This is a genomic window from Mesorhizobium sp. CA8 (assembly GCF_020164955.1).
Lineage (GTDB): Bacteria > Pseudomonadota > Alphaproteobacteria > Rhizobiales > Rhizobiaceae > Mesorhizobium.
In genome coordinates, this window is record NZ_JAIUHG010000048.1 from 1 (window position 1) to 18,820 (window position 18,820).

The 18,820-nt window shown below is 64.7% G+C and carries 20 protein-coding genes; 10 read left to right on the plus strand and 10 right to left on the minus strand.

All coding sequences use genetic code 11. From position 1 onward, the window contains the following. Nucleotides 1–188 precede the first annotated feature (188 nt). The 5 genes from LB553_RS30035 to LB553_RS30055 all read left to right on the plus strand — a co-directional run bounded on the left by LB553_RS30035 (nucleotide 189) and on the right by LB553_RS30055 (nucleotide 4,194). Nucleotides 189–1,175, plus strand: a complete 987-nt coding sequence (locus LB553_RS30035) for an ABC transporter permease (RefSeq protein ID WP_224518576.1) — start codon at nucleotides 189–191, stop codon at nucleotides 1,173–1,175. Further along, nucleotides 1,172–2,002 (plus strand): ABC transporter permease, encoded by an 831-nt coding sequence (locus LB553_RS30040; protein ID WP_224518577.1) that lies wholly within the window; start codon nucleotides 1,172–1,174, stop codon nucleotides 2,000–2,002. The genes LB553_RS30035 and LB553_RS30040 overlap by 4 nt, the downstream gene beginning before the upstream one ends. After that, nucleotides 1,999–2,853: an ATP-binding cassette domain-containing protein gene (locus tag LB553_RS30045; RefSeq protein ID WP_224518578.1), complete on the plus strand. Its 855-nt coding sequence runs from the start codon at nucleotides 1,999–2,001 to the stop codon at nucleotides 2,851–2,853. Before LB553_RS30040 ends, LB553_RS30045 begins: the two co-directional genes overlap by 4 nt. Next, nucleotides 2,850–3,626: an ABC transporter ATP-binding protein gene (locus LB553_RS30050; RefSeq protein ID WP_224518579.1), complete on the plus strand. Its 777-nt coding sequence runs from the start codon at nucleotides 2,850–2,852 to the stop codon at nucleotides 3,624–3,626. The genes LB553_RS30045 and LB553_RS30050 overlap by 4 nt, the downstream gene beginning before the upstream one ends. Nucleotides 3,627–3,687: 61 nt before the next feature. After that, a complete protein-coding gene (locus LB553_RS30055) occupies nucleotides 3,688–4,194 on the plus strand; it encodes an L-2-amino-thiazoline-4-carboxylic acid hydrolase (protein ID WP_224518580.1) in 507 nt (168 codons plus the stop codon). 11 nt (nucleotides 4,195–4,205) lie between these two features. Here LB553_RS30055 and LB553_RS30060 read toward each other — a convergent pair whose 3' ends face one another. From LB553_RS30060 to LB553_RS30075, 4 genes are all read right to left on the minus strand, one after another. Further along, on the minus strand, nucleotides 4,206–4,994 hold the full coding sequence (locus LB553_RS30060; protein WP_224518581.1) for a DeoR/GlpR family DNA-binding transcription regulator: 789 nt from the start codon (nucleotides 4,992–4,994) through the stop codon (nucleotides 4,206–4,208). A gap of 114 nt (nucleotides 4,995–5,108) precedes the next feature. Next, nucleotides 5,109–6,407, minus strand: a complete 1,299-nt coding sequence (locus LB553_RS30065) for an NAD(P)/FAD-dependent oxidoreductase (protein WP_224518582.1) — start codon at nucleotides 6,405–6,407, stop codon at nucleotides 5,109–5,111. A 2-nt stretch (nucleotides 6,408–6,409) separates the two neighbouring features. Then, nucleotides 6,410–7,780: a glutamine synthetase family protein gene (locus tag LB553_RS30070; protein ID WP_224518583.1), complete on the minus strand. Its 1,371-nt coding sequence runs from the start codon at nucleotides 7,778–7,780 to the stop codon at nucleotides 6,410–6,412. A gap of 73 nt (nucleotides 7,781–7,853) precedes the next feature. Continuing rightward, entirely contained in the window at nucleotides 7,854–8,171 is a 318-nt protein-coding gene (locus LB553_RS30075) for a hypothetical protein (RefSeq protein WP_224518584.1), read from the minus strand. 77 nt (nucleotides 8,172–8,248) lie between these two features. On the opposite strand from LB553_RS30075, the gene LB553_RS30080 reads away from it, so the two are divergent. After that, on the plus strand, nucleotides 8,249–8,689 hold the full coding sequence (locus LB553_RS30080) for a GFA family protein (protein WP_224518585.1): 441 nt from the start codon (nucleotides 8,249–8,251) through the stop codon (nucleotides 8,687–8,689). 18 nt (nucleotides 8,690–8,707) lie between these two features. Here the strand turns inward: LB553_RS30080 and LB553_RS30085 are convergent, their stop codons facing one another. The 5 genes from LB553_RS30085 to LB553_RS30105 are packed head-to-tail and all read right to left on the minus strand — an operon-like array spanning nucleotide 8,708 to nucleotide 13,514. Next, nucleotides 8,708–9,469, minus strand: a complete 762-nt coding sequence (locus tag LB553_RS30085) for an SDR family NAD(P)-dependent oxidoreductase (RefSeq protein ID WP_224518586.1) — start codon at nucleotides 9,467–9,469, stop codon at nucleotides 8,708–8,710. An 11-nt stretch (nucleotides 9,470–9,480) separates the two neighbouring features. Beyond that, a complete protein-coding gene (locus tag LB553_RS30090) occupies nucleotides 9,481–10,293 on the minus strand; it encodes an ABC transporter permease (RefSeq protein ID WP_224518587.1) in 813 nt (270 codons plus the stop codon). Then, nucleotides 10,293–11,186 (minus strand): ABC transporter permease, encoded by an 894-nt coding sequence (locus tag LB553_RS30095; protein ID WP_224518588.1) that lies wholly within the window; start codon nucleotides 11,184–11,186, stop codon nucleotides 10,293–10,295. Before LB553_RS30095 ends, LB553_RS30090 begins: the two co-directional genes overlap by 1 nt. A 47-nt stretch (nucleotides 11,187–11,233) precedes the next feature. Continuing rightward, complete coding sequence (locus LB553_RS30100) at nucleotides 11,234–12,397, minus strand: ABC transporter substrate-binding protein (protein WP_224518589.1); 1,164 nt, start codon at nucleotides 12,395–12,397, stop codon at nucleotides 11,234–11,236. Continuing rightward, on the minus strand, nucleotides 12,378–13,514 hold the full coding sequence (locus LB553_RS30105; protein ID WP_224518590.1) for an ABC transporter ATP-binding protein: 1,137 nt from the start codon (nucleotides 13,512–13,514) through the stop codon (nucleotides 12,378–12,380). Before LB553_RS30105 ends, LB553_RS30100 begins: the two co-directional genes overlap by 20 nt. A gap of 117 nt (nucleotides 13,515–13,631) precedes the next feature. Here LB553_RS30105 and LB553_RS30110 point away from each other — a divergent pair, with 117 nt between their 5' ends. The 3 genes from LB553_RS30110 to LB553_RS30120 all read left to right on the plus strand — a co-directional run bounded on the left by LB553_RS30110 (nucleotide 13,632) and on the right by LB553_RS30120 (nucleotide 16,881). After that, nucleotides 13,632–14,441, plus strand: a complete 810-nt coding sequence (locus LB553_RS30110; protein ID WP_224518591.1) for a helix-turn-helix transcriptional regulator — start codon at nucleotides 13,632–13,634, stop codon at nucleotides 14,439–14,441. A gap of 147 nt (nucleotides 14,442–14,588) precedes the next feature. Continuing rightward, nucleotides 14,589–15,287: a GntR family transcriptional regulator gene (locus LB553_RS30115; protein ID WP_224518592.1), complete on the plus strand. Its 699-nt coding sequence runs from the start codon at nucleotides 14,589–14,591 to the stop codon at nucleotides 15,285–15,287. 238 nt (nucleotides 15,288–15,525) lie between these two features. Next, entirely contained in the window at nucleotides 15,526–16,881 is a 1,356-nt protein-coding gene (locus LB553_RS30120; protein ID WP_224518593.1) for a glutamine synthetase family protein, read from the plus strand. Between the two features lie 17 nt (nucleotides 16,882–16,898). On the opposite strand, the gene LB553_RS30125 is transcribed toward LB553_RS30120, so the two are convergent. After that, the gene (locus tag LB553_RS30125; protein WP_224518595.1) at nucleotides 16,899–17,540 is read right to left on the minus strand and encodes a ThuA domain-containing protein; all 642 of its coding nucleotides are present in this window, start codon (nucleotides 17,538–17,540) and stop codon (nucleotides 16,899–16,901) included. A 313-nt stretch (nucleotides 17,541–17,853) separates the two neighbouring features. Between LB553_RS30125 and LB553_RS30130 the strand changes: the two genes are divergently transcribed. Beyond that, the gene (locus LB553_RS30130; protein WP_224518594.1) at nucleotides 17,854–18,705 is read left to right on the plus strand and encodes an NmrA family NAD(P)-binding protein; all 852 of its coding nucleotides are present in this window, start codon (nucleotides 17,854–17,856) and stop codon (nucleotides 18,703–18,705) included. Nucleotides 18,706–18,820: the final 115 nt, after the last annotated feature.

Sequence of the window (18,820 nt, forward strand, 5' to 3'; positions counted from 1 at the left end):
GCCGGACATCTCCCCCGCAAGGGGGGAGATCAGCAGCTTCTCTGTCCCGCCAGTTCTGCAACGCTGGAGATTGGCGAAGCCTATGATGACATCCAATCTCCCCCCTTGCGGGGGAGATGTCCGGCAGGACAGAGGGGGGTGCCTGGGCGCATTCCTAGCCAGGGCATCGCTAATCTCCCGAGGCGCGCATGACCCGCGCCCTCCGCCTCCTGCGCCGCCGCCTCGTCGGCAGCGTCTTCGTGCTCCTTATCGTCGTCATCGGCAGCTTCCTGCTGCTCGAAGCCGCCCCCGGCGATGCCGTCGATGCCTATATCGTCTCGACCGGCGGCGACGCCGGCATGATCGAACTGCTGCGCCACCGCTGGGGCCTCGACCAGTCGGAGTTGACGCGCCTCGCCAATTATCTCTGGGCGCTGCTGCATCTCGACCTTGGCCAGTCCGTCACCTTCTCGCGGCCCATCCGCGACGTCATCCTCGAACGCCTGCCGACCACGCTGATCCTGATGGGCAGCGCCACCGCGCTCTCCTTCGGCCTCGGCTCGGCGCTCGGCATCTATGCCGGTGCGCGGCCTGGCAGCATCCGCGACCGCTTCCTCTCCATCGGCTCACTGGCGCTCTATGCCGTGCCCGGCTTCTGGCTCGGCTTGGTGCTCATCGTCGTCTTCGCCGTCGATTTGCGCTGGTTGCCGATCGGCGGCATCGAGACCATCGCCTCCGGCAAAACCGGGCTGGCGCGCGCCGCCGACATCGCCACCCATCTGGTGCTGCCGGTGTCGGCGCTCGGCTTCATCTATCTGGCGCTCTATCTGCGCATGATGCGCGCCGGCATGGCCGAGGCCTGGCGGCAGGACTTTATCCTCGCCGCCCGCGCTAGAGGCCTGCCCCGTCGCCGCATCGTGCTTGCCCATGTCGCCCGCAACGCGCTCCTGCCATTGGTCACCATGCTCGGCCTGCAATCGGCGCAAATGTTGGGCGGCAGCGTCGTCATCGAAAGCGTCTTTGCCGTGCCCGGCCTCGGCCGGCTGGCGCAGGAAGCCGTCGCCGGACGCGATACGCCGCTGCTGCTCGGCATCATCCTGGTGAGCGCCGTACTGGTCGTCGTCATCAACCTCCTGGTCGATCTCGTCTACGCTGTCCTTGATCCGCGCGTCGGCGCCGGCGAGGCAAGCGCATGAGCCGCCTGCGCCGCTTCTTCCGCACGCCGGAGGCAATCGTCGGCGCGCTTATCCTCGCCCTGCTGGCCGCGATGGCGTTGGCGGCGCCGCTGCTGTTTCCCGGCGATCCACAAGCGATCGCCGGCCCGGCGCTGCTGCCGCCTTTCCAGGACTGGTCGCTGCCGCTCGGTACCGACCGGCTCGGCCGCGACGTGCTGGCCGAGCTGTTCCATGGCGCCCGCACCTCGCTGGCGGTGGGGTTGGCGGCCGCCGCCGCGGCGCTCCTGATCGGCGCGGTGGTCGGCACTTTGGCCGGCTTTGCCGGCGGCCTTGTCGGCGAAGTGCTGATGCGCATCACCGATGCCTTCCAGACCGTGCCGAGTTTTCTGCTGGCGCTCGCCTTCGTCAGCGTCGTCGGACCTTCGCTCGGCGTCGTCGTCACCGCGATCGCGCTCGGCGCCTGGACCGGACCCGCGCGCGTCGCCCGCGCGGAAGTGCTGTCGATCCGCGAACGCGACTATGTCGCCGGCGCGCGCGTCGTCGGCATGCACCCGCTCGAAATCGCCTTTCGCGAGGTGCTCCCCAACGCCTTGCCGCCGGTGCTGGCGCTGTCCTCGGTGATCGTGGCGGCCGCGATCCTCACCGAGGCCGCGCTGTCCTTTCTTGGCCTTGGCGATCCCAACCGTGTCACTTGGGGCGGCATGATCGCCGAGGGGCGTACGGTGCTGCGCACCGCACCTTTCCTGTCGGTCGTTCCCGGTATCGCGCTGGTGCTGACCGTGCTTGGCGTCTATCTGGCCGGCGAAGGCGTGGTGGAAAGCACCGCGGTGCGCAGGAGCCTGTCGTGACCGCGCTGCTTTGGATTCGCGATCTGTCGGTGCGGTACCGGCATGACGGTGTGGAGGTGCCGGCGCTGAAGGGCATCAGCCTGGATGTGAAGGCCGGAGAGCGCCTGGCGATCATCGGCGAAAGCGGTTCGGGCAAGAGCACGCTGGCGCTGGCGGTTGCGGGGTTGTTGGCGAGGGGTGCTGTGATCGCCGGAACGATTGAGTGGTCAGCACGCCAACTACAGGAGTCTCATTCCGTCACACCGGAACGCCAACCATCTGCGGTTGACGGAAACCAAACACCCCTCCTCGGCCGCGACATCGGCTTCGTCTTCCAGGACCCCTCCTCCAGCCTCGACCCCGTGATGCCCGTCGGCAGGCAGATCGCCGAAGTCGTCCGCACGCATCTCAAGCTCAGCTGGCGAGACTCATGTACGAAAGCCAAAACCCTCCTCGAACGCATCCGCCTCCCTCACCCGGACTCGGCCTTCCACACCTACCCGCACCAGCTCTCCGGCGGCCAGAAGCAGCGCGTGGCCATTGCTGCGGCAATCGCCGCTGGACCAAAACTCTTGATCGCCGACGAAGCGACCAGCGCGCTCGACACCATCGTGCAGGCCGAGATCGTCGCGCTGATCCGCCGGCTGGTGGCCGAGGACGGCATGACGCTGCTTTTCATCAGCCACGACATCGCACTCGCCGCCGCGCTTGCCGATCGCATCGTGGTGCTGCGCCACGGCGAGCTGATCGAACTTGGCGAGACCGACCAGATCCTCAACGCGCCGCGCCATGCCTATACGCGCGCGCTGCTTGATGCCCATCTCGGCCTCGACGCCGAGCCGCTGCTTGATCGCCGAGGCGCCTCGGCATGAGCGTGCTTGCCGTCTCCAATCTCGCCAAGCGCTACCATCGTGGCGGCAAACCGTTTGCTGCAGTCGACGACGTCTCCTTCGAGATCGGCCCGGCGGAGACGCTGGCGCTCGCCGGCCCCTCCGGCAGCGGCAAATCCACCATCGCCAGGCTGGTACTGCGGCTGATCGAGCCCGATGCCGGTCGCATCGACTTCGAAGGCGCGGATTTCCTCGCGCTGTCGGGCGCTGCGCTGCGCGCGCGCCGCGCCCGTCTCCAGATGGTGTTCCAGGATCCGCTCGCCGCCTTCAATCCGCGCGCCACCGTGGCGCGCGTGCTTGACGATCCCCTGCGCATTCATGGACTTGCCTCGCGCGCCGAGCGCCCCCGCCATATCGCGGCGCTGCTGGAGCGCGTCGGCCTCGATCCCGCCCTTGCCGCGCGCGCCATCCATGAGATTTCCGGCGGCCAGCGCCAGCGCGTGGCGATCGCCCGCGCCATCGCCACGCGGCCGTCGCTGATCGTGCTCGACGAAGCCGTGTCGGCGCTCGATGTTTCGGTGCGCGCCCAGATCCTGGAATTGCTGCTCGACCTGCAAAGGCAGGAACGGATCGCCTATCTGTTCATTTCGCATGACCTTGGCGTCATCCGTGCCGTGGCGCACCGCGTCGTCATCCTCGATGCCGGCCGGATCGCCGAGAGCGGCGATGCCCGCGCCGTCATCGTCAACCCGCAATCGGCGATCGGCAAGGCGCTGGTGGCGGCGACGCCAAGATTGACCAGGAACCGACCATGATCCCGCAAAGTGGGACCCGGTTTGCGGACAAGAGCATGGGAAAACAAAATCAGGACACAGCATGATCGATCCCGAAGCAGCCAGGGCAGAAAAACTGTCGCGTGAGCTCGACTCCGCATTCCGCAACCGCGCCGACCTCTATCGTCTCTTCCTCGACGAGCTGACCGCCGAGCTCGGTGCCGAGAAGGCCGAAGCGGTCATGATCCGCACGATCGAGAAACGCGGCCGGGAAGTCGCGGCAGCCGCTTTCGCCGATTTCGGCCCCAACGACGCGCCGGCAATCGGCGAGGCGTTCCTCGCCGTCAGCCCGGATGGCGGCCGGATCTATCCGACCGATGTCGAGCGCGGGCCTGGCCACATCGCCTTAAAAGTCAAGCGCTGCCCGCTGAAGGATGCCTGGGTTGAGGCCGGCGTCGATGAAGAAAAACTCGCCACGCTCTGCCGCATCGCCGGCGCCTTCGATCGCGGCCTGTTCGAGGCGACCGGCGTACGCTTCGACAATGTCACCTGGACGCCGGGCCATGGCTCCGGCTGCTGCCACATCGCGCTGACAAACCGCGACGCTTAACCGGTATCTATTCAGCTTTCGGCAAAGACGTGCAGCTCACCGCCCGCTTCGTCGATCGCCACGCGCAGCGCCGGTGCCGGCTCGCGATCGGTGACGACATCCGAAATCTCGCTCAGCGCGCAGATGCGTTCGAGGCCGCTGCGGCCGAACTTGTCGTTGGTCACGACCAGCATCGTCGACAGCGATCGTCCCATCATCGCCCGCTTCACCGCCGCCGCGCCCGAGATCATGTCGCTTGGCCCTTCGGCATTCAGCGCCGAGGCGCCGATGATGGCGACGTCGGCATTGTAGCGGCGCACGAATTCCACCGTGTCCTCGCCGAGCACGGCGGCCTCGCGGCTGTCATAGGTTCCCGGGCAAAGGATGACGCGGAAGCCCGGATTGGCGCCGGCTACCGAAGCGACGCCGACGGAGTTGGTGATGATCGTCAGGTCCCGTCCGAGCTGCGACAGGCTGCGCGCGACCTCATAGGTGGTCGATCCGCCATCGATCATCACGATGCGGCCTTTCCCGATCAGTCCGGCGGCGCCGCGACCGATGCGGGCCCGCTCCTCCATCATGGTGAGGCCGCGTTCGGCGATCACCGGTTCCGACGTCACCAGCGAAATGGTGGCGCCGCCATAGGTGCGATTGATGAGCCCTGCTTCGCCGAGCTCGATCAGGTCGCGGCGGATGGTCTCGCCGGCGACCCCAATGCGATGCGCAAGCCTCGAGATGCGGATCGAGGCCGAGCGCCGAACCTCCGACAGGATCAGCTCATGGCGCTCTTTCTTGGTCAGTCGGCCTGGCTCGATGTTCATCGGTCTTCCTTGGTTGCGGCCGCGAGCTTGCGGCGGCGGCGGAAACGCTGACGGCGACGGGTCCTCGTCCCTAGCGCGGAGACATTAGCCACGCCGGGGACAGGAAAGCCAGTGTCAGTGTCTGAGCCGATCGCGCATCGCGTACCACAACATGCCGAGCACATAGAGCGGCCCGCGCAGCGCCGTGCCGCCCGGGAACGGAAGCGGCGTCAAAGTCGAGAACAGGTCGAGCCGCGAGGCATCGCCCGTGATCGCTTCCGCCAAGAGCTTGCCGGACAGCGTCGACAGGATGACGCCCTTGCCGGAATAGCCATGCGCGAAATAGACCTCCCCATAGTGGCCGACATGCGGCAGGCGCGACGTGGTGATGGACACCAGACCGCCCCAGGCATGATCGATGCGGCAGCCCTTGAGCTGCGGAAAGGTCTGTTCCATATGCGGCCGCACGAAGCCGGCGATATCGGCCGGCGGCGACGGCGTGTAGCGCTCGCCGCCGCCGAACAGCAGGCGTCCGTCCGCCGACATCCGGTAGTAGTTGACGACGAACAACGTGTCCGAGACGGCCACATTGGCCGGGATGACATTGCGCTCGCCCAAAGGTTCGGTGGCGACGATGTAATTGCCGACCGGCATGATGCGGCTGTTGACACGCGGCTCCAACCCTTTCAGCAGCGCATCGCCGGCCAACACGACATGCTTGGCGCGAACCGAGCCCTCGTCGGTGAACACCCGGACGGAAGGTTCGCGCTCCAGCCGCACCGCGACCGAGTTCTCATGGATCACGACACCGGCGGCGGCAGCGGCGCGGGCAAGGCCCAGCGTGTAGTTGAGCGGATGCATGTGGCCGCCGAGCCGCTCGAACACCGCGCCTTGATAGGGTGTATCGACCATCCGCCGCGCCTCGGCCGCCGACAGGATCTCGACATCGGCGAAGTTCATCACCTTGGCGAGGCATTCGGCCTCTTCTTCGAAGTCGCGCACATCCGAAGCGCTGACCGCGCCGACCAGATGGCCGGTCTGGCGCAAGTCGCATTCGATGCCATAGCGCTCGATGATGTCGAGCACCAGCTCGCGCGCCTCGAAGGCCAGATCGAACAGCGCCTTTGCCCGTTCCGGCCCAAAGCTTCTGACCAGGCCCCTGGCACCCTTGCGCAGGCCGGGGATCATCTGGCCGCCATTGCGGCCCGAAGCGCCCCAGCCGATCTTACCGCCTTCGAGCAGCACCACTTTAAGGCCGCGTTCGACCGCATGCAGCGCCGCCGACAGACCCGTGCAGCCGCCGCCAACCACCACCAGATCGGCCTCGACATTGGCGGCAAGCGCGAGATGCTCGGGCGCCGGATTGGCGGTAGCGACATAGTAGGACTTGCCGATATCGAGACCGGAATTGAAACCTGTCGAACGCAAAGCCATGGTCACACCTTGAGCAGCAGATGGTCGCGTTCCCAGGACGTCACGACGCTCTGGAACAGGTCGAGCTCAACGCTCTTCACGCGCAGATAGGTCTGGAAGAAATCCTCGCCGAGCAGCGCCCGCACGGGCTCGCAAGCGGCGAAACGATCCAGCGCTTCCTCCATCGTCTTCGGCAGTGTGCTCTTGCTCTTATAGGCGTTGCCGAAGGCCTCCTCCGATCGCGCAAGCTTCTCCTCGATGCCGAGATAGCCGGCGATCAGCGAGCCGGCCATGGCAAGGTAGGGATTGGCGTCCGCCCCCGGCAGCCGGTTCTCGATGCGGCGCGCGGCGCGGCCGCCCAGCGGCACGCGCAGGCCGCAGGAGCGGTTGTCGTGCGACCATTCGATATTGGCCGGCGCGCTGTGGCCGGGCCGGATGCGACGGTAGGAATTCGCATGCGGCGCAAACAGCGGCATGATCTCAGGGATGTATTTCTGCAGGCCACCGATGAAGTGCGAGAACATCTCGCTGTCCTCGCCGTCCTCGCCGGCAAACAGAGGCTCGCCCTTCCGGTCGACGATCGACATGTGCAGATGCATGGCGCTGCCCGCCTGCGCGGCGATCGGCTTGGCCATGAAGGTGGCGTGCATGCCATTGGCCTGCGCGATCTGCCGCGCCAGACGCTTGAACAGAAGCACCTGATCGGCAAGCGTAAGCGGATCGCCATGCACGAGATTGATCTCAAGCTGCGCCGTGCCGGATTCATGGATCAGCGTCTCAACCGGCAATCCGGTGATGGCGGCGTGCTCATAGAGCTGCCGCGTCACCGCTTCGAACTCTTCCAATGCCTGCATGTCGTAGGGATGCTGCACGTTTTCCGGCCGGCCGTTGCGCCCGATCGGTGCGGTCAAAGGCTGATCGGGGTTGGGGTTGAGCGCCGTCAGGTAGAATTCGAGCTCGGGCGCCATTACCGCACGCCAGCCGCGCCGCTCATAAAGGTCGAGCACGGCTTTCAGCACATGGCGCGGCGAAGCCATCCACGGCCGCTCGTCTATGTGGAACGTGTCGGCGAAAACATAGGCTCGGCCCGCGCTGCCGGGCGCAAGACATAGGCTCGAAACATCCGGCACCATGCGCATGTCCGGATCCTGGTAGGCGAAGCCTTCGTCGATGGAGCCGGAATAGCGGCCATCGATGGCGACCAGGAAGGCGCTGCTCGGCAGATAGAGCGCGCGGTCGTCGAGCGACTTCAGGAATTTGGCGACTGGCAAGGTCTTGCCGCGCAGCACGCCGTTGACGTCCGGCACGAAGCACTCGACTTCGTTGATCGCATGCGTTTTCAGCCAGCTTTGCGTGTCTGCGCCGGGAAATGAGGTGTTCAGATTGTCAGGCATTGGTCATGTCCGTACGAAGGAGAGGTCGCTTCGGCGGGCATGTCCGTTCCGGTAGGGCGTTATCTAAGCTGCGTTATCCGAGGACGGACGCCCGCCTGATGACCGGCCGAAAGGCCGGGTGCGGAGCGCCTTGCACCCCTTCGGTCCAGCCGTCGCGAACAACATGCGAGCCGACCTTGGTCTCCTCCGCGCGCTGCAGGTTCTCGTGGCGGCAGCAGCGCATGATCAGCGGCGCTCCGCCAAAGCGCGCGCCGTTGCGGCCGTAACTGGAAACGGCCGGGTGGGGGAAAGCCTTTCTACCGCGCGCATGACAAGCCTTGTCGAGAACCTGATCCATGGTTTGGCCGATCGTTGCTCGCAGCGCAAGCCCGCCCATGAAACCGCGGCACATTGCTGGCCCAAACGGGCGGAAGGAACCGCGTACCTGTGTGTACTGTTCCCCATATGCGAACGACCAGGAGTGATCAGATGGAAAGCAGGAGCGATACGGGCGCATGTTTTTGCGGAGCGGTTGCAGCCGAGATGCAGGGCGATCCGTTCTGGATCTGCTTCGATCATGACGATGACTGCCGCCGCGCGATTGGCAGCCCGCTGACCATCTGGGTCGGTTACCGGCCGGACCAGTTCCGCTTCACGCGCGGCCAACCCCGGAGCTTCTCGAGAACGAAAGGTGTCGTTCGCACCTTCTGCGAGAAATGCGGCACTTCGATCACCTATCGCGACGAAGGGCTGAGGGACGAACTCCATGTCACGATCGGCTTCTTCGATCATCCGGAACGGTTCAAGCCGCACGCCCACGCCTATTGGCGCCTTCGCCTGCCTTGGCTGGAATTCGCCGACGATCTGCCGCGCATCGACACCTACTCGCGGCGCCGCGATCCGGCATTCGGAAATCCCAACGACCGGTAGGCGATTTGCCAAGGCGCCTCAGCCGATGCTCTCGCCGCCATCGACCACCAGCGCCTGGCCGGTCATGAATGAGGAGCGATCGGAGACGAGGAACAGGATGGCCTCCGCGATCTCCTCCGCGCTCGCCCAGCGCCCCATCGGGATCTTGGTGCGGACATAATTTTCGATCGCATCGCGCCCGCCCATCTGTGCGATGAATGGCTCGTTGAACGGCGTGTCGACCCAGCCGGGGCAGAGCGCATTGATCCGCACATTGTGCTTGGCATAATCGAGCGACATCTGCCGGGTCATCGCCACCACGGCGTGTTTGGAGGTGGCATAGGCGATCATCTCGCGGTCGTAGAACACGCCGGAATTGGAGGCCGTGTTGAGGATGACGCCGCCGCCCTGAGCGATCATCGCCGGCATGACGGTCTTGGCCGCCAGGAATTGCGCCCGCACATTGATCCGCCACGAAGCGTCCATGCCGTCGGTGCCCACTTCCGTCAGCGTGCCGCCCACCTGGATGCCGGCATGGCTATGCAGGATATCGATCCGGCCATACCTGCCGAGCGTTCCCTCGATGAGGCGTTCGACGGCTGCATCATTGCCGACATCGGTGGCGACGGCCTCGGCGCGGCCGCCGGTTTCGCGGATGTCCGAAGCGGTGGCTTCGCCGGCCGCCGGGTCGCGGTCCGCGATCACCACGACTGCCCCTTCCCGCGCCATGATCATGGCGCCGGCGCGGCCGATGCCCGATCCGGCGCCCGTTACTACGGCGATACGATCTTTCAAGATCATGGATAGGTCTCTCAAGGCGATGGCTTCCGTCGGCCGAGCTGCCATTGGGCGAGCAGCACGAGCAGGACCGACGCGCAGAGCACGATCGTCGCGATGGCGTTGATCTCCGGCGTCACACCGCGCCGGATCGAGGCGAAGACGTAGATCGGCAGCGTCGTCTGAGCGCCGGCGACGAAGAAGGCGATGATAAAGTCGTCGAAGGAGAAGGTGAAGGCGAGCAGGAAACCCGCAATTATCGCCGGCATGATCTGCGGCAGCACGATCGAGCGGAACGTCGTCAATGGCGTGGCGTAGAGATCGCTCGAAGCCTCGACCAGATTGCGGTCTAGGCTGCTCAGCCGCGTTCCGACGATCATCGTCACCAGCGCCATCGAGAACAGGCCATGCGCTGCGATGATCGAGCCGTAGCCCAGCGAAAGCCGCGGCGGCTGGTCGGTCGGCCAGAGCGAAGCGAGGAACGGATTGACGACGGCGAAGAGCTGCACCAGCGCCACCAGCGTCGAGATGCCGATGACGACGCCCGGCACGACGATCGCCGCGCCCAGCAATGCGTCGAAGAGCGCCCGCGTCCGCGTGCCGACGCGCTGCAGCCCGAGCGCCGCGGCCGTGCCGCAGAAGGCCGCGAGCAGCGCGCTGGTGGTGGCGATGAACAGGCTGTTCTTCAGCGCCTCGACCAGGAAGGGATTGGACAGCGCCTTGCCGTACCACTGCGCGGAAAAGCCGGTGAACTCGCTGGCATGATGGCCGGCATTGAAGGAGAACAGCACGACCAGCGCGATCGGCAGATAGAGGAAGGCAAAGACGGCGACGACGAAGGCGCGCATCAGATCAGGTCCACCCGGCGTGCGCCCGAGAGCCGGGTCGAGATGCGATTGGCGACGATCAGCACCACCACCGAGACCAGTACCAGCGTGATGGCGATGGCCGATCCGAACGGCCAGTTGCGCGACTGCAGAAAGAGGTCCACCAGCGCGTTGCCGATGAAGAACACCTTGCCGCCGCCGAGCAATGTCGGGATCAGATATTCGCCGAGTAGCAGGATCATCACCAGCGAGAAGCCGGTCATGACGCCGGGCAACGAAAGTCTCAGCGTTACGCTGAGGAAGGTCGACAGCGGCGTAGCACCGAGATCGGCCGAGGCCTCCAACAGGCGCCGGTCGAGCCGTTCCAGGCTGACATAGATCGGCAAGATCATCAGCGGCAGGTAGCCGTAGACGATGCCGAGCAGCACCGCCCCCGGCGTGTTGATCAGCCTCAGATCCTCGATGCCGACATAGGCGAGCAAAGCCGGGATGCCGCGCCCGCCAAGGATGTACATCCAGGCATAGGTGCGCATCAGGAGACTGGTCCAGAACGGGATGACGATCAGCGCAAGCAGGATCAGCCGCCAGCGCTGCGGCGCACGCAGCGCAAGATAATAGGCGACCGGATAGGCGACGAGCAGGCAGGCCAAAGCGCCGGCCGGCGCCAGCACCATGGTGTTCCAGAAGGCGGTCGCCCGTGCCGGCAGGTTGGCGTATTGCGCCAAGGTCAGCGCGGCCTGGTAGCCGCCCTCCGGCGCCCGCTCGCCGACGCTGAAAATGGCGATGGCGACGAAGGGCAGCACCAGGAACACGACCAGCCACACAGCCGCCGGGGCGAGCAGCAGCGCCGTCACGAGGTTTTTGCGAAAGAGACTGCGGCGCATCGAGAAAGCCGGTTGGGAGCCGGCGGGCATTTGCCCGCCGGTCGCATTGTCTGGATCGGGTTTGTGGCCGGTCTCGCTCAAGCCGACTTGAAGCGCGCCATCAACTCGGCACGGCCCGGATCGGTGAGCGTCGCGGCGGCGCCGAACTCCAGCGGCTTCAACAGGTCGGCTGCCGGATAGAGGATCGGGTTGTCGAGCACTTCCTTGGGCAGCAGCGCGTTGACGCGTGCGTCGGTCGAGGGCGCGCCATTGGCCAGATGCTCCTTCACCGCCACCTTCGGGTTCATCAGATAATTGAGCAGCGCATAGCCGGCCGGCTTGTTCGGCGCATCCTTCGGGATGGCGTAGAAGTCGGTCCAGATCTCGCCGCCCTCCTTGCCGAGCACATAGGCGATCTCGGGAATGTCGCGATGGAGCTGTGCCCCGTCATTGGTCCAGCACATCGTCATCCAGGCATCGCCGGCGCGCATTGCCGGCTGGTAGTCGCTCGACACCGCGAACAGATGCGGTTTGACCTTGAGCAGCAGCTCTTCGGCCTTGGCGAGTTCGTCCTGCTTCAGCGAGTTGAACGAATAGCCGTAATATTTCAGCGCATTGCCGATGGTGGTGAGCTGATAGTCATGCACCATGGTGCGGCCGTCGGCTTCCGCCATGGCCGTGTCCCAGAACTCCTTCCAGCTCGACATCGGCTTCGCGAGCTTCTTGGTGTTGACCGCGAAGCCGGTCGTGCCCCAGTTCTTCGGCACCGCATAGATCGTGCCGTCGATCGTGCCTTCAGCGGTGAAGCGCGCATCTTCAGACTTGCCGTCGAAATTCGTAAGCTTCGCCATGTCCAGCGGCTCGATGATGCCGAGCTTCTTGTAGGTCGAGATGGTGTAGTTGGTCGGCACGAACAGGCTCCAGCCCGAGCCGCCGGCCTGCAGCTTGGCCAGCATCTCCTCGTTCGAGCCGAAGACGTTGACCTCGACGGCGACGCCCGTCTCGGCCTTGAAATTCTCGAACGTCTGCGGGTCGTGGTAGTTCGGCCAGGTGGCGATCGACATGCGGTCGCCGAGGTTCTCTGCGGCATAGGCCGGCGTCGGCATGATGCCAAGCTCGCGCGCCATCACGGCGGTGGCGACACCAAGGCCGGTGAGGCCGAGGAAGTCGCGCCGGCTGATCGAACCGCGCTTCAGGCGCATCAACTGGTCGATGAATTTATCGGGGGTTATCGGCAGTCCATCACGATAGGATTTCGGCATGTTGGTCTTCCCTCTGGTTTGTCCCGTTATTATTGGCGTGCGGAAACGCCAGCGGCGCTCCGGCGGCAAAGCCGATGGCGACGGGTTCGCCCGGCTTGAAGAGATTGCCCTGGCCCATCACATGGTCGGCCTTGGCGAGCAGCGATCCGATGCCCTGGACCTCGATCGCGTATTCCGCCGTCGAGCCCAGGAAGATGCGGTTGCGCACTATGCCCTTAAAAGCGCCGCTTCCAGGCGCCGAAAGTCTGAGCGATTCCGGCCGCAGGCTGACAGAGACGGCCTCGCCGCGGCTGAGCGGCACCCGCTTCCGCGCTGCAATCACCGTGCCGTCTGCAAGCGCGACATCGACGAGGTCACCCGAGAGCCCGGCCACCTTGCCGCTGAGAAGATTGGTCTTGCCGACGAAATCCGCGACGAACAGGTCGGCCGGTTCATCATAGATCTCGCTCGGCTGTCCGAGCTGGACAACGCGGCCGCCATTCATGACGCAGACGAAGTCGCTCATCGACAGAGCCTCCTCCTGGTCGTGGGTGACCAGCACGAAGGTGATGCCGATCTCGCGCTGCAGGTTCTGCAGCTCGATCTGCATGTCGGTGCGCAGCTTCTTGTCGAGCGCCGCCAGCGGCTCGTCGAGCAACAGCACCGCCGGCTTGTTGACCAGTGCACGGGCGAGCGCCACGCGCTGCTGCTGGCCGCCGGAAAGCTCGTGGATCTTGCGGCGCCCGTAGCCGGCGAGCTGCACCATCGACAGCGCCTCGCCTGCCCTTAAGGCGATCTCGCGCGACGACAGCCTGGGCCTCGCTTGGCGCAGCCCATAGGAGATGTTCTCCTCGACATCGAGATGCGGGAAAAGCGCATATTGCTGGAACACCATGTTGACCGGGCGCCGGTAGGGCGGCGTTCCCGCCATGTCGCGGCCGCGGATCAGCACCTGGCCTTCGCTCGGCTGCTCGAAGCCGCCGATCATGCGCAGGCAGGTCGTCTTGCCGCAGCCGGAAGGGCCGAGCAAAGCGACGAAGGCGGAAGGCGGAATGGCAAGGTCGATGCCGCTCACCGCGGTGACGGCGCCATAGCGCTTGGTGACCGCGCGAAATTCGATATCGGGCACTGCAGTCAAGCCACGGGCTCCAGCGACAGCGTGAGGCAATGTCATGACGCTATCAGAGCCAACAGCATCTAGTATATACCTCGCAGGTGGTATATTTAGCCGATTGTATCGTTTAGAGGGGTATGAATGGCTGCCTCCCGCAGTGACGACTACAATGCCTTGGCCGCCGTGATCGCCGCATCGTGCGAGACCGGCGACCATTTCGGCAAGGCGATCGTCGGCTGGCTGCGCGGGCATGTCCGTTTCGATCACTGCGTGATCTTCGGCTATCGCGGTGCTGCGCGGCCGCCGCTCCTGTTCGAGACCTTCTCGCCGGCCGAAAGCCACATCTTCGTCGCGCTCTATCAGGAAGGGCCCTATCTGCTCGACCCGTTCCACCACGCCGCGGTCGAGCGCAAGGAGGGTTTCTGGCGCATGCGCGAGCTCGCGCCGGACCGCTTCTATGCCAGCGAATACTACCGCTCCTATTACAGCCAGACCAGACTTGCCGAGGAGGTCGGCTTCTTCGTGCCGCTGGCCGGCAAGGATGCGCTGGTGCTCTCGCTGATGCGGCTGCGCGCCACCGGGCCGTTCGGAACGGCGGATGCCAGGCTACTGCGTGACATGGCGCCGGCGGTGATCGGTTTCTGCAAGCAGCGCTGGCCGTCTTTGCCTACAGGCGACGTTGCGGCCCAACCCTCCGGCGATATCATCGCGATGACCAACGAGCTCGACCGGGCGCATATTTGGAAAAGCCTGTCCTTGACCTCGCGCGAAAAGCAGGTCGTCGACCTGGTGCTTCAGGGCCACTCCACGGAATCGATCGCCAGGGCGCTGCGCATCGTGCCGGGAACCGTCAAGGTCCACCGCCGCAACATCTACCGCAAGCTGAAGATCAAATCGCAGGCCGGCCTGTTCGCGCGCTTCGTCGAGATCATCGACGCGCGGATCGGATAGCAACTCCCGGCCGCCCTTGCGGCGGTTCGCGTTCACCGTCTATCGTGCGGCCGAACGATCGGCCAGGTATCCCGGCGGCGGCGAGCTATTCCCCGCGTCGGATCGTGACGAAACAAGTTTCAGGACCGATCAAGCAGCTCATCGCAAATGGCCGACAAATCGCAATTCGGACTGACCGCTGTCGATACCGTTCCGCTGCATGAAAAAGTCTATCTAGAACTGGTGCGGGCGCTGATGTCGGGTCAGCTCCGGCCTGGCCAGAAGCTGACCTCGCGCAAGCTCGCCAAGGAGCTCGGCACCAGCGACATGCCTGTGCGCAGCGCCTTCATGCGGCTGCAGGCGCTGAGGGCGCTGAGCCCGATGCCGAACGGCAGCGTCGAGGTGCCGCTGATTTCGGCCGACCGCTTCCAGCAGCTGACCGACGTGCGCACGATCCTGGAAGGCACGGCCACCGAGCTTGCCACCAAACTCATCAACGGCAACAATCTGCGCGCCATCCGCCGTCATTGCGCCGAGCTCACCCAGGCCGCCCGCAGCGGCGACATCGACGACTATCTGCGCAAGAACCACGACTTCAAATTCTCGATCTACCGCCGTTGCGGCAACGAGCAGATGATCTTCCTGATCGAGACGGTATGGATGCAGGTTGGCCCTTTCCTGCGCAACCTGCACATCGGCTTCGAGGATGACTTGGCCGGCATTCTCGGCATCGACTACCACGAGGAGGTCGTGGCGGCGATCGGGGCCGGCGACGGTGAGCGGGCGCGGGCCGCGATCGTGCGCGATATCGCCGAGGGCGCGGCCCACATCCTCGGCCAGGTCAAGTTTCCGGAACTGCACCGCTGACAAGCCGCAACAAGCCGACTTCGAATCCGGCTTGGCTTTCGTCGGTCGGGCCGCTATGTTGCGATCGCAGATCGCACAATGTGGACCCGAAATGCCGCCCGATATCCCAGCTAGTGAACTGAAAAAATGAAGATAATCAGCCCGGCGTCGGCCGTTCTGATCTTCACGAACTCACAAGCTGAAAATGGATGTGGTAGCCGGCAGGGCTACAGCACCTAGAGAAACAGGGGGCTGGAAATTGAGCGATGCGATTGCGGACGTTTTGACGTGGCTGGACAGCAGGAAAGAGATCCAGAGCCTGCGGGCAGCGGTGTGCGACCTGAACGGCATCATGCGCGGCAAGCGCATTCCGGTCGAACAGGCGCGCAAGGCACTCGAAGGCAAGCTGCGCATGCCCTATTCGGCCATCGGGCTGGACATATGGGGCGAGGACATCGAAGGTAACGCCCAGGTGTTCTCGACCGGCGACGCCGACGGGCTTTGCCATTGGACGGGTCGCGGCATACTGCCCGTCAACTGGACGGCGCATCCGACGGCGCTGTTGCCGGTCTGGCTGGCGGATGACAGCGGCGCCCCCTATCTTGGCGATCCGCGCCGGGCGCTTGCCCGCATCCTCGACCGCTACGCCGCGCTCGGCCTGACGCCCGTCACCGCGACCGAACTCGAATTCTATCTTGTCGACCCGACATCGCAGCGGCCTGTCGGGCCGGTTTCACCGGTGACCGGGCGGCGCCTCGATTCCGACGCGGCGCTCTCGATTGATGAAGTCGACGATTTCGAAGCCTTCATCCACGATATCTACGAAGCCTGCCGCATGCAGGACATTCCGGTCGACACTGCGATTGCCGAGAACGGCGTCGGCCAGTTCGAGATCAATCTCAACCATGTGCCGGATGCCTTGCGCGCTGCGGACGACGCCGTGCTCTTCAAGCGCACCGTCAAGGGCATCGCGCGTAAGCATGGCTTCGCCGCCTGCTTCATGGCCAAACCTTATGGCGAGCGCGCCGGCAATGGTTTCCACGTCCATTTCAGCGTCCTCGACAGGCAAGGCCGCAACATCTTCGACGACGGCTCGGATCAGGGCTCCGATGCCATGCGCCACGCGGTCGGCGGCCTGCTTGCCGCGATGGCGCAAAGCACGCTGGTATTCGCACCGCATTTCAATTCCTATCGCCGGCTGCGGCCCAGATCCTATGCGCCGACCGCCGTCGCCTGGGGCTATGAAAACCGCATGGTGGCGATCCGCATTCCGGGTGGCCCGTCGGCCGCGCGGCGAATCGAACATCGCGTCTCCGGCGCCGACGCCAATCCCTATCTGGTGCTGGCGGCGATTCTCGGCGCGGCGTTGATCGGCATCGAGCGCCAGCTCTCGCCCGGCGAGCCGACCGGCGGCGAGGGTCAGGGGCTGGCACTCGCCAAGCTGCCGCCGGATTGGGCGTCGGCGATCGCCGCTTTCGAGGCCGGCCCGCGTGTCGCCGAGATCTTCCCGGATGTGCTGCGCGACGCCTTCATCGCCTGCAAGCGCCAGGAGCTGAACACTTTCGCGCTCAACGTCAGCGACTTCGAGATCGAGACCTATCTGGAGAGCGTTTAGCCGGTTGCACCAGCCACTCAGCGTGCCGCCCAGACCAGCCCGCGGCGCAAGATGGTGCGCATCTGCGGCACTTGGAATTCCGAGGCCACGTGACCCAGCGATGAATAGAACACCCGCCCCTTGCCGTGTTGCCGCTTCCACACCACCGGCATGACGACGCCGTCGATCCACGGCGCGTGGTCGCCGGAAAAAGTGGTGGTCGCCAGCACCTCGTTGGATGGATCGACATGCATGTAATACTGCTCGGAGCGGTAGGGGAAATCCTCGATCCCCTGCATGATCGGGTCGTCGCGCCGCACGATGTTCACTCGATAGTCGATGATGTTGCCGGGATGCGCGACCCACTGGCCGCCGCACATGAACTGATAGTTCGTTGATTCGCGAAAAGCGTCGCCCATGCCGCCATGATAGCCGCCGAGGCCGACGCCGTTTTCGACCGCCTCGGTCAGGTTGGCTTCTTCAGCCCTGGTGAGCTTGGACATGGTATAGATCGGCACGATCAGGCTGAGATCGGCGATCGCCGGATCGGCGAACGCCGCTGTCGTATTTTCGACGCGCACGGCAAAGCCTTCTTCCTCGAGCATCGCCTTGACGACGCGCGCCCCGGCTTCGGGTTCATGCCCTTCCCAGCCGCCCCATACGATCAGCGCTTGCCGCATCTTTGTCTCCGTCAGTTTGGTTGCGTTCATTCGAGATCGTCAAGGGCGAATACTTGCCGGGATTTTCGGACGTTAATGCACATCAGCAAAAAGCCAGAGGCGAGCCTACCCACAAATGGGTTACGACGACGAAACACGAAACCATCCGAACGCGGCGCGCCTTCGCGCCAACTCATCCTATGCGACCTGAAGCGCTACCCGAAAAATATACCGGCGGGGAGGTGACATCCCGGTCGCGGGAACCAGATTGGGTTGAGGGCGACGGGTGCCCGAACAGATCCGTGATCGTCACGAAACACGCAGGAACATGATCATGATGATTCTCGCCTTCGGTGCAGCGGAAAATTCTGCGGGCAGCGTCATTCCCGCCCCTGCCGCCCGGGGTGCGCGCGTCCGTGCCTTCGTCCGCAAGCCCGAGCAGGCTGAACTGGTACGCCGTCACGGCGCAACCGAGGTGGCCATCGGCGATTTGCGCGATCGTGCAGCTTTGGATGCGGCGCTCAAGGATGTGGGCGCCGTCTTCTATATCGCCCCAGCCTTCATTCCCGCCGAGGCTGATGTGGGAAAGAAAGTCGTGGAGGCCGCTATCGATGCCGGCGTGCGCCGGTTCGTGTTCTCGGCCGTGATCCATCCGGTGCTTTCGGACCTCGTCAATCATGTCGCCAAAGCGCCGGTCGAGGAGGCGATTCTCAGCTCCGGCCTGGAATATACGTTCCTCCATCCGGCGCGCTACTTCCAGAACCACGCGGCATTCTGGCCCAAAGTCGTGAAGGAGGGCATGCTTGCGGAGCCCTGGTCGTCCGGGACACGCTTTTCGCTGGTCGACTATCGCGATGTCGCCGAGGTCGCCGCGATAGCCCTGACCGAAGAGCGGCTGCTTTTTGGAACGTTCGAACTCTGCGCGCCTGGGCATCTTAACCGTCTCGACGTCGCTGCGCTGATGAGCGATGTGCTGGGCCATGAAATTGTGGAGCGCCGCGATCGCGATGTGCTCGGCGATGTTCCTCCGGGCTTGAGGGCGATGTTCGATCACTACGATCGCCACGGCCTGCTCGGCAACCCACTGACGCTACGTGCGATCTTGGGTCGGGAGCCGCGGTCGCTGCGTGCTTATTTGGAGGAATTGGCGCAAGGCGATCCTGCGCGATCCGGCGGGCAAGGATGAACAGCCGGCCACCATGCCACCACTCCAGCCGAATACCAAAACGGCCCGCGTTGTGCGGGCCGTTTTTTGTGTTTGGTTGCGGGGACAGGATTTGAACCTGTGACCTTCAGGTTAT

What these genes read in the sequence shown, in the direction of transcription:
- LB553_RS30090 (WP_224518587.1), bottom strand. Translation starts at nt 10,293, where the DNA reads ATGCGCGCCTTCGTCGTCGCCGTCTTTGCCTTCCTCTATCTGCCGATC.
- LB553_RS30110 (WP_224518591.1), top strand. Translation starts at nt 13,632, where the DNA reads ATGGCTGCCTCCCGCAGTGACGACTACAATGCCTTGGCCGCCGTGATC.
- LB553_RS30075 (WP_224518584.1), bottom strand. Translation starts at nt 8,171, where the DNA reads ATGTGCCGCGGTTTCATGGGCGGGCTTGCGCTGCGAGCAACGATCGGC.
- LB553_RS30085 (WP_224518586.1), bottom strand. Translation starts at nt 9,469, where the DNA reads ATGATCTTGAAAGATCGTATCGCCGTAGTAACGGGCGCCGGATCGGGC.
- LB553_RS30100 (WP_224518589.1), bottom strand. Translation starts at nt 12,397, where the DNA reads ATGCCGAAATCCTATCGTGATGGACTGCCGATAACCCCCGATAAATTC.
- LB553_RS30060 (WP_224518581.1), bottom strand. Translation starts at nt 4,994, where the DNA reads ATGAACATCGAGCCAGGCCGACTGACCAAGAAAGAGCGCCATGAGCTG.
- LB553_RS30130 (WP_224518594.1), top strand. Translation starts at nt 17,854, where the DNA reads ATGATGATTCTCGCCTTCGGTGCAGCGGAAAATTCTGCGGGCAGCGTC.
- LB553_RS30040 (WP_224518577.1), top strand. Translation starts at nt 1,172, where the DNA reads ATGAGCCGCCTGCGCCGCTTCTTCCGCACGCCGGAGGCAATCGTCGGC.
- LB553_RS30035 (WP_224518576.1), top strand. Translation starts at nt 189, where the DNA reads ATGACCCGCGCCCTCCGCCTCCTGCGCCGCCGCCTCGTCGGCAGCGTC.
- LB553_RS30065 (WP_224518582.1), bottom strand. Translation starts at nt 6,407, where the DNA reads ATGGCTTTGCGTTCGACAGGTTTCAATTCCGGTCTCGATATCGGCAAG.
- LB553_RS30115 (WP_224518592.1), top strand. Translation starts at nt 14,589, where the DNA reads ATGGCCGACAAATCGCAATTCGGACTGACCGCTGTCGATACCGTTCCG.
- LB553_RS30070 (WP_224518583.1), bottom strand. Translation starts at nt 7,780, where the DNA reads ATGCCTGACAATCTGAACACCTCATTTCCCGGCGCAGACACGCAAAGC.
- LB553_RS30050 (WP_224518579.1), top strand. Translation starts at nt 2,850, where the DNA reads ATGAGCGTGCTTGCCGTCTCCAATCTCGCCAAGCGCTACCATCGTGGC.
- LB553_RS30055 (WP_224518580.1), top strand. Translation starts at nt 3,688, where the DNA reads ATGATCGATCCCGAAGCAGCCAGGGCAGAAAAACTGTCGCGTGAGCTC.
- LB553_RS30125 (WP_224518595.1), bottom strand. Translation starts at nt 17,540, where the DNA reads ATGCGGCAAGCGCTGATCGTATGGGGCGGCTGGGAAGGGCATGAACCC.
- LB553_RS30080 (WP_224518585.1), top strand. Translation starts at nt 8,249, where the DNA reads ATGGAAAGCAGGAGCGATACGGGCGCATGTTTTTGCGGAGCGGTTGCA.
- LB553_RS30095 (WP_224518588.1), bottom strand. Translation starts at nt 11,186, where the DNA reads ATGCCCGCCGGCTCCCAACCGGCTTTCTCGATGCGCCGCAGTCTCTTT.